7 protein-coding genes are annotated in these 9,335 nt (G+C 41.6%); all 7 read left to right on the forward strand.

Features of this window, described 5'->3' with window-relative positions:
* Positions 1-3 precede the first annotated feature (3 nt).
* The 7 genes from CCE82_RS09285 to pyrE are packed head-to-tail and all read left to right on the forward strand — an operon-like array spanning position 4 to position 8,545.
* Positions 4-1,278 (forward strand): dihydroorotase, encoded by a 1,275-nt coding sequence (locus CCE82_RS09285; protein WP_086429118.1) that lies wholly within the window; start codon positions 4-6, stop codon positions 1,276-1,278.
* 2 nt (positions 1,279-1,280) lie between these two features.
* Positions 1,281-2,381: a carbamoyl phosphate synthase small subunit gene (locus CCE82_RS09290; RefSeq protein WP_086429119.1), complete on the forward strand. Its 1,101-nt coding sequence runs from the start codon at positions 1,281-1,283 to the stop codon at positions 2,379-2,381.
* Positions 2,374-5,547 (forward strand): carbamoyl-phosphate synthase large subunit, encoded by a 3,174-nt coding sequence (gene carB / locus CCE82_RS09295; protein WP_086429120.1) that lies wholly within the window; start codon positions 2,374-2,376, stop codon positions 5,545-5,547. Before CCE82_RS09290 ends, carB begins: the two co-directional genes overlap by 8 nt.
* Positions 5,548-5,560: 13 nt before the next feature.
* The gene (locus CCE82_RS09300; RefSeq protein WP_086429121.1) at positions 5,561-6,325 is read left to right on the forward strand and encodes a dihydroorotate dehydrogenase electron transfer subunit; all 765 of its coding nucleotides are present in this window, start codon (positions 5,561-5,563) and stop codon (positions 6,323-6,325) included.
* Positions 6,322-7,248: a dihydroorotate dehydrogenase gene (locus tag CCE82_RS09305; protein WP_086429122.1), complete on the forward strand. Its 927-nt coding sequence runs from the start codon at positions 6,322-6,324 to the stop codon at positions 7,246-7,248. Before CCE82_RS09300 ends, CCE82_RS09305 begins: the two co-directional genes overlap by 4 nt.
* Positions 7,245-7,949 carry an orotidine-5'-phosphate decarboxylase gene (gene pyrF / locus CCE82_RS09310; RefSeq protein ID WP_086429123.1) on the forward strand — a complete coding sequence of 235 codons (705 nt, stop codon included), beginning with the start codon at positions 7,245-7,247 and terminating at the stop codon, positions 7,947-7,949. Before CCE82_RS09305 ends, pyrF begins: the two co-directional genes overlap by 4 nt.
* Positions 7,937-8,545 (forward strand): orotate phosphoribosyltransferase, encoded by a 609-nt coding sequence (gene pyrE, locus CCE82_RS09315; protein WP_086429124.1) that lies wholly within the window; start codon positions 7,937-7,939, stop codon positions 8,543-8,545. Before pyrF ends, pyrE begins: the two co-directional genes overlap by 13 nt.
* The last annotated feature ends 790 nt before the right edge of the window (positions 8,546-9,335 follow it).

A 9,335-nucleotide genomic window follows, 5' to 3' on the forward strand; every position in this document is an offset into this window, starting at 1 on the left:
ATGATGAAATTAATTCAAAATGCAAAAATGTTGGAAGCCGGTACGTTGAAAAAAGTGGATGTGCTCATCGATGGTAAGAAAGTGAAACAAATTGCAGAAACGATTCAACCGACTGATGAGATGACAGTCATTGATGCAAAAGGACATTTTTTAGCACCAGGATTCATTGATGTCCACGTCCATTTAAGAGAACCAGGTGGCGAGTATAAAGAAACAATTGAAACGGGAACGAAAGCAGCAGCACGTGGTGGTTTCACAACGGTTTGTCCAATGCCTAATACGAAACCTGTACCTGATTCGTTGGAACATTTAACGCAACTGAATGAATTAATTGAAAAAAATGCACAAGTGCGTGTCCTGCCTTATGCTTCGATTACTGTACGACAAGCGGGTAAAGAACATGTTGATTTCAAAACATTAACTGAAAACGGTGCATTTGCATTTACGGATGATGGTGTCGGTGTCCAAGAAGCAGCAATGATGTATGAAGCGATGCAACAAGCCAAGGCACAAAATAAAGCGGTTGTCGCACATTGTGAAGATAATAGTCTCATTTATGGCGGTGCAATGCATGAAGGGCGTCGCAGCCAAGAACTCGGCATTCCAGGTATTCCCAACATTTGTGAATCTGTCCAAATTGCGCGCGATGTATTACTCAGTGAAGCAACAGGTTGTCATTACCATGTTTGTCACGTGTCAACAAAAGAAAGTGTTCGTGTCATCCGTGATGCGAAAAAAGCCGGTATTCCAGTAACGGCTGAAGTGACACCGCATCATTTATTACTGACAGAAGATGACGTGCCTGGTGACAATGCGATTTATAAAATGAATCCACCGCTTAGAAGTCAAGAAGATAGAGCAGCATTATTAGAAGGCTTACTTGACGGAACGATTGACTGTATCGCAACAGATCATGCGCCACATGCAGCAGATGAAAAAGCACAACCGATGACACGTGCGCCATTCGGCATTGTCGGTAGTGAGACAGCTTTCCCAATACTTTACACACACTTTGTTAAAAATGGGGATTGGACATTAGAACAATTGGTCGATTACTTAACAACGAAGCCGGCTGACGTCTTCCAGCTTCCTTATGGCAAGTTAGAAGAAGGCGGTCTTGCGGATTTAACATTAATCAACTTAGATGATGAATACGAAATTAAAGCAGAAGATTTCTTATCAAAAGCATCTAACACACCATTCTTAGGTGAAAAAGTATACGGTAATCCCATTTTAACAATGGTTGAAGGCGACATTCGTTACGAGGAGGCAAAATAAACATGTTTGAGAAACGTTACCTTGTTTTAGAAGATGGTTCACATTATACAGGTTTTAAGTTAGGGGCCGACAAACTAACACGCGGAGAAATTGTATTTAACACAGCGATGACAGGCTATCAAGAAACCATTTCGGATCCGTCATACACAGGTCAAATTATTACATTTACGTATCCATTAATCGGAAATTACGGTATCAATCACGATGACTTTGAATCACTGACACCGAGTTTAAATGGGGTGGTCGTGAAAGAAGCATGTACGATGCCGAGTAATTTTAGAGCACAAAAATCATTTGATGACGTCTTGAAAGAATATGATATCCCAGGCATTAGTGGTGTCGATACACGGAGTATTACGAAAAAGATCCGTCAACATGGTGTGCTCAAAGCGGCATTTGTCGATGATCCATCTGAAATTGAAACAACAGTGACAGCACTCAAATCAGCAGAATTTCCTAGAACTGAAGTACCGACTGTCTCTACAAAGACACCTTATGTCTCAACAGGGTTTGATTTACGTGTTGTACTTGTGGACTTTGGTAAAAAACAAAATATCGTCCGTGAATTGAATGCGCGTGGCTGTGAAGTAACGGTTGTTCCTTACGACACTTCTGCAGATACAATTATTAAAATGGCGCCAGATGGTGTGATGTTATCGAATGGCCCTGGTGATCCGGACGATGTGACAGTTGCCTTAGATATGATTAACGGTATTTTAGGACGCATTCCGTTTTTCGGTATTTGCCTTGGTCACCAACTGTTTGCACTCAGTCAAGGTGCGAAATCATTCAAGATGAAATTTGGTCACCGTGGCGCAAACCATCCTGTTAAAGATTTAGCAACAGGAAAAATTGCACTAACGAGCCAAAACCACGGTTATGCAATCGATGCGGATTCGGTTGCACAAACGGATTTAGAAATTACCCACATCGCTTTAAACGATGGCACAGTTGAAGGATTGAAACACCGTACGTTACCTGCCTTTTCAGTACAATATCATCCAGAAGCTTGCCCAGGTCCGACAGATTCGAATTACTTATTTGATGAATTTGTAGAAATGATGCAACAAAATAAGCAAAAGGAGCGCGTTACACATGCCTAAAAGAAATGATATTCAAACGATTTTAGTGATTGGCTCAGGTCCTATCATCATCGGTCAAGCAGCAGAATTTGACTATGCAGGGACACAAGCATGTCTCGCACTGAAAGAAGAAGGTTACCGTGTGATTTTAGTGAACTCTAATCCTGCAACGATTATGACGGATAAAGAAATTGCCGATAAAGTATACATCGAACCGCTCACGCATGATTTTATTGCACGTATTATTCGAAAAGAACAACCCGATGCGCTCTTACCGACACTCGGTGGACAAACAGGGCTCAACATGGCAATTGAATTACATAACAGCGGCGTCTTAGCTGAAAACAATGTAACGCTTCTTGGTACAAAACTTTCGTCGATTGAACAAGCAGAAGACCGTGAATTATTCCGCGCATTGATGAATGATTTGAATGTGCCTGTTCCTGAAAGTGATATCGTGAACACGCTTGAACAAGCATTTGCCTTTAAGGAAGAGGTGGGCTATCCGTTAATCGTACGCCCAGCTTTTACAATGGGGGGCACTGGTGGCGGTATTTGCCATAACGATGAAGAACTCCGTGAAGTCGTGTCAAACGGGTTAAAATACAGTCCTGCCACACAATGTTTAATTGAAAAATCGATTGCAGGCTTTAAAGAAATTGAATATGAAGTGATGCGCGACAAAAACGATAATGCGATTGTCGTATGTAACATGGAAAATATTGATCCAGTTGGTATTCATACAGGTGACTCAGTCGTAGTGGCGCCAAGTCAAACGCTCTCAGACGTGGAATACCAAATGTTACGTGACGTGTCATTAAAAGTCATTCGTGCCCTAGAAATTGAAGGGGGCTGTAACGTGCAGCTCGCCCTAGACCCACATTCGATGCAGTTTTACATTATCGAAGTGAATCCGCGTGTATCGCGTTCGTCAGCACTCGCTTCCAAAGCGACAGGGTATCCGATTGCGAAACTCGCGGCGAAAATTGCGGTTGGTCTTACTTTAGATGAAATGAAAAATCCAGTCACAGGAACGTCATATGCGGCATTCGAACCGAGCTTAGACTATATCGTTTCGAAAATCCCACGCTTCCCATTTGATAAGTTCGAAAAAGGTGAACGTGAACTCGGTACACAAATGAAAGCGACAGGTGAGGTCATGTCGATTGGCCGTACGTACGAAGAGTCACTGTTGAAAGCGATTCGCTCATTAGAATATGGCGTGCATCATCTCGGTTTGCCAAATGGTGAATCATTCGACTTAGACTACATCAAATCACGCATTAAAGCACAAGATGACGAACGACTTTTCTTCATTGGAGAAGCAATTCGCCGTGGTACGACACTCGAAGAATTACATGAAATGACGAAAATTGATTACTTCTTCTTAAATAAATTCAAAAATATTATCGATATGGAACATGCATTAAAGGCACATCCTGGTGACATTGATTACTTAAGATTTGCGAAACGTTTTGGCTTTAGCGACCGTGTGATTGCACATCGTTTCGAAATGACAGAAGCAGAAGTGTACGATTTACGTCAACAGCACAACATTTGTCCGGTGTATAAAATGGTCGACACATGTGCAGCTGAATTTGAATCAACAACACCATACTTTTATGGTACGTACGAAGAAGAAAATGAATCGCTCGTGACTGACAAAGAGAAAATTATCGTACTCGGTTCAGGACCTATTCGTATCGGTCAAGGGGTAGAATTCGACTATGCGACTGTCCATGCCGTTTGGGCGATTCAAAATGCAGGGTATGAAGCGATCATTATTAACAACAATCCTGAAACAGTTTCGACTGACTTTTCAATCTCAGACAAGCTTTATTTTGAACCACTGACTGAAGAAGATGTGATGAACATCATCAACCTTGAACAACCTAAAGGCGTTGTCGTGCAATTTGGGGGTCAAACGGCCATCAACTTAGCAGACAAATTAGCAAAATACGGCGTGAAAATTTTAGGTACATCCCTTGAAGATTTAAACCGTGCTGAAGACCGAAAAGAATTTGAAGCATTACTGAACAAAATCGACGTGCCTCAGCCGAAAGGGAAAACGGCAACATCTGCTCAAGAAGCACTCGACAATGCACGTGATATTGGTTATCCCGTTGTTGTCCGTCCTTCATACGTACTGGGTGGTCGTGCAATGGAAATTGTGTATAACGATGCGGAACTTGAAAATTACATGAACGAAGCGGTGAAAGCAAGTCCAGAACATCCTGTATTAGTGGACCGTTACTTAACAGGTAAAGAAATTGAAGTGGACGCGATTTCTGACGGGGAAACAGTGATTATTCCAGGAATTATGGAACATATCGAGCGTGCGGGTGTCCATTCAGGTGACTCGATCGCAGTGTATCCGCCACAAACATTGAGCCAAGACGTCATTGATACGCTTGAAGCTTATACCATCAAATTGGCGAAAGGACTGAACGTCATTGGTTTAATCAACATTCAATTTGTTCTCACACATGATGGGGTTTATGTGCTAGAAGTGAATCCAAGAGCGAGTCGTACGGTGCCGTTTTTAAGTAAAATTACTGAAATTCAAATGGCACAACTCGCAATGCAAGCGATTATGGGTCAAAAACTAACAGAACTTGGCTATCAACCTGGTATCCAACCATACAAAGAAGGGGTATTTGTTAAAGCTCCAGTATTCAGCTTTAATAAATTAAAAAATGTCGACATCACACTGGGACCTGAAATGAAGTCAACAGGAGAAGTGATGGGACGCGATATTACACTCGAAAAGGCGCTATACAAAGGATTAACAGCAGCAGGGATGGAAGTAAAAGATTACGGGACAGCACTTATCACGGTGAGCGATAAAGATAAAGACGAAATGGTCAAAATCGCGAAACGTTTAAGTGAAGTCGGCTACAAAATTGTGGCGACAGCAGGAACAGCAGCGACATTAAAAGACAACGGCATTAACGTTGAAACGGTAGAAAAAATTGGGGGTCACGATGATTTAATCACAAAAATTCAAGATGGATCCGTTCAACTTGTGATTAACACGATGACAAAAGGTAAAACGATTGAACGTGACGGATTCCAAATTCGACGTGCATCTGTTGAAAATGGGGTACCATGTCTCACTTCACTTGATACAGCGAATGCATTAACGAATGTGATTGAAAGTATGACATTTTCAATGAGAAATATGTAGGAGGGCAAAAGCGGTGGAAAAATTAACGGTGGTTTCAAATGCACCTATTGCAGAGCGCATTTATGAATTAACAGTAGCAGGACCGGTTGTTGAAAAACTTCAGCAACCTGGTCAGTTCGTGCATATTAAAGCTGGAGAAGGCTCATTACACATGTTGCGTCGTCCGATTTCGATTTGCCATATCGATCACGCGCAACAGCAATTCACAATGTTATTTCGTGCTGAAGGAGAAGGGACGAAGCGCATTGCTGCCTTGAATGAAGGAGACGAAATCGATATTTTAGCACCACTCGGTAATGGTTTTCCAGTAGACAAAGCGAAGAAAAAAGCTTTACTCGTCGGAGGGGGCATTGGTGTTCCGCCGCTTTATGAACTTTCAAAACAACTCAATGAACGCGGTATTGAAACCGTGCATGTGCTTGGTTTTCGCTCAGCACAAGACGTTTTTTATCAACAACAATTTGAAGCATTAGGTGAAACGCATATTGTGACAGAGGACGGTTCACTAGGTGCTCAAGGATTTGTCACGACGGTCATTGATGCACTGCCGGTTGATTACGATATTTTCTACACGTGTGGACCACTGCCTATGTTGAAAGCTTTAACACGGTTAGAAACGTTGAAAGATGTACCGGGCTATATTTCTTTAGAAGAGCGTATGGGTTGCGGTGTGGGTGCATGTTTTGCTTGTGTTTGCCACGTACCAGAAAGTCCGACAGATTATGTCAAAGTTTGTACAGATGGACCAGTATTTGAAAGAGGGGCGGTTGTACTATGAGTCGATTAGCAGTAGAAATTCCAGGATTATCGTTAAAAAATCCGATTATGCCGGCAAGCGGTTGTTTCGCTTTTGGTGCGGAATACGGTCAGTTTTATGATTTATCTGAGCTCGGTGCGATCATGATCAAAGCCGCAACGAAAGAAGCACGTTTTGGGAATGAAACGCCACGTGTTGCTGAAACAGATAGCGGTATGTTGAATGCGATCGGACTCCAAAACCCAGGTGTCCATCACATTATTGATCATGAACTGAAAGCATTAGAGCAACATGATGTTCCGATTATTGCCAATGTGGCCGGTTCGATGGAAGAAGACTATGTATATGTAGCTGAACATATTTCAAAAGCACCAAACGTGAAAGCATTAGAACTGAACATCTCATGTCCAAACGTGAAAGAAGGCGGGATGCAGTTTGGGGTAGACCCAACTATCGCTTCAGAACTGACACGCAAAGTAAAAGCCGTATCATCAGTGCCGGTTTATGTGAAATTGTCGCCTAATGTGACCAACATTGTCGAAATGGCGGAAGCAATCGCACAATATGCAGACGGCTTAACGATGATTAATACACTCGTTGGAATGAGAATTGATCCACGTACAGGCAAACCGATTATTTACAACGTGACAGGGGGCTTAAGTGGACCTGCGATTAAACCTGTCGCATTAAGAATGGTACATGACGTTCGTAAAGCTTTACCCGATATCCCAATTATCGCAATGGGTGGTGTCCAAAATGCGCAAGACGTCATTGACTATGTATCAGTCGGTGCAGATGCTGTCGCAGTCGGTACAGCCAACTTCCAAAATCCAATGGTATGTAAAGAGATTATTGACATATTACCCGAGTATTTAGACGCGTTAAATGTTCAACACATTTCAGAACTTAAAGGACGTACATTGAAAGGATTGTATCAATCATGAGACAAGATCCGATTATCGCCTTAGATTTTGCAACTGAAGCAGAAGTGATGTCATTTTTAGCGCAATTTGATGAGCCCTTATTCGTCAAAGTTGGCATGGAACTGTTTTATCAAACGGGTCCAGCGCTCATTGATCAAATTAAAGCACTCGGCCATGACATCTTTTTAGACCTGAAATTGCACGATATTCCGAATACAGTCGGTAAAGCGATGGAAGGCCTAGCGAAACTAAACGTGGACCTTGTCAATGTGCATGCAGCAGGCGGAACGGTCATGATGCAACGTGCAGTCGAAGGGTTACGTCGCCATAATAAAGACATTAAAATCATTGCCGTCACTCAATTGACTTCCACATCGGAACAACAATTACACGATGAGCAAAATATCCAAACGTCAATGGAAACAGCTGTATTAAACTATGCGAAACTTGCCCAACAAGCTGGTTTAGATGGCGTTGTATGTTCACCATTAGAAACGACAATGATTCGTGAACATTGTGGTGCAGATTTCTTAAAAGTCACACCAGGGATTCGTCCAGCAAACAGTGCGAAAGATGATCAACAACGCATCACGACACCCGAGCAAGCACGACAACTCGGTTCGACACATATCGTTGTAGGTCGTCCGATTACACAAAGCGACAATCCAGTACAAAGTTATCATCAAATTAAAGAAAGTTGGTTAAATGCATGTCAAAATTAATCGCTAAAGCATTATTAGATATTGAAGCTGTATCATTATCACCGAATGAGATGTTTACATGGAGTTCTGGCATCAAATCACCTATTTATTGTGATAACCGTGTCACACTCGGCTATCCGGAAGTACGTACAGCCATTCGTGACGGCTTAATCGAACTGATTCAACAACATTTTGCGGATGCCGAAATCGTGTCAGGCACAGCAACAGCTGGCATTCCACACGCGGCTTACATTTCAGACAAAATGAACTTACCGATGAATTATGTCCGTTCGAAAAGTAAAAGTCACGGCAAACAAAATCAAATCGAAGGCGCGCGCAGTGAAGGTAAAAAAGTCGTGGTCATTGAAGACTTAATTTCAACAGGTGGCTCGTCAATTACAGCTGTTGAAGCATTACAAGAAGCGGGTGCTGAAGTGTTAGGCGTCGTGGCAATTTTTACTTATGGCTTAAATAAAGCGGACGAGACATTTAAAGCTGCCGGTGTCCCTTTCTATACTTTAAGTCACTATGACGAATTGATCGAAGTGGCACGTGAAGAAGGTAAAATATCAGAAGATGACATTCAAACATTAGTCGAATGGCGTAATCAATTATAAGGGTAAAAAGTAGCTGTTATACATTTCATTAAAAAGTGGATCTTGTTTGTTCAATGATATGATGCTGATTGCTATCATGAGCTCGCGTTCCCAGGGGACTTGCCTCAACTCAATTTGGCTTGATTTTAGTGTATACTTGATGGAGCCAAATTGGATTTTCGGCTGCGTCTGATCCCTCGGGAGTCTCGCTCTGATTCGCAATCCAACAGGTTATCATTCTTAAGTGTGAAATGAACAGTTTGCAATCTTGTTATTATTTACTTTGAAACACCTAGAGGCAAGTACTAATTATTGTTAATCTCATATTCATCTTAATAGTAGTGTGTTTAAAAATATATGACATGCTTTTAGGCTTGATTATAAATATTTGTAAGTAGATGTTGGAAGAGACTGGGATATTAAGTTTCCCAGTCTTTATCTTTTTATAGACTTATATGGATTAATGATGTTAAAACAGTTAATAATAAAGGTGAATTGGAGATGAAGGTTGGGTGCTATTGGGTATTTTCATTTCAGAAACTTGCCCTATGTGACTGCATTTGATGTGAGATTGGCTTGAAGGCTGACACTCCTGAGAGATAAGCTGATCCTGAAAATCCACTAACGCTCCAACAGATGTAACAGTTTAACCAAGCGTTAGTTAGTTGAAGGATCAGCCCCTAGGAAACATATTAAGATAGTAGTGAAGAAATTATGACGATAGTTTCTTCACTACTTATTTTTTATAATAGGTAGTTGAGAGAAGCTAAATCGAACTTCCCTTGGATTTTAAAATTCGTCAGGAAACTGA

The organism is Staphylococcus cornubiensis, from assembly GCF_900183575.1.
Taxonomy (GTDB): Bacteria; Bacillota; Bacilli; order Staphylococcales; family Staphylococcaceae; genus Staphylococcus; species Staphylococcus cornubiensis.

Coding starts and splice junctions, on each gene's coding strand:
- CCE82_RS09285 (WP_086429118.1), top strand. CDS start 4: ATGAAATTAATTCAAAATGCAAAAATGTTGGAAGCCGGTACGTTGAAA.
- CCE82_RS09290 (WP_086429119.1), top strand. CDS start 1,281: ATGTTTGAGAAACGTTACCTTGTTTTAGAAGATGGTTCACATTATACA.
- carB (WP_086429120.1), top strand. CDS start 2,374: ATGCCTAAAAGAAATGATATTCAAACGATTTTAGTGATTGGCTCAGGT.
- CCE82_RS09305 (WP_086429122.1), top strand. CDS start 6,322: ATGAGTCGATTAGCAGTAGAAATTCCAGGATTATCGTTAAAAAATCCG.
- pyrF (WP_086429123.1), top strand. CDS start 7,245: ATGAGACAAGATCCGATTATCGCCTTAGATTTTGCAACTGAAGCAGAA.
- pyrE (WP_086429124.1), top strand. CDS start 7,937: ATGTCAAAATTAATCGCTAAAGCATTATTAGATATTGAAGCTGTATCA.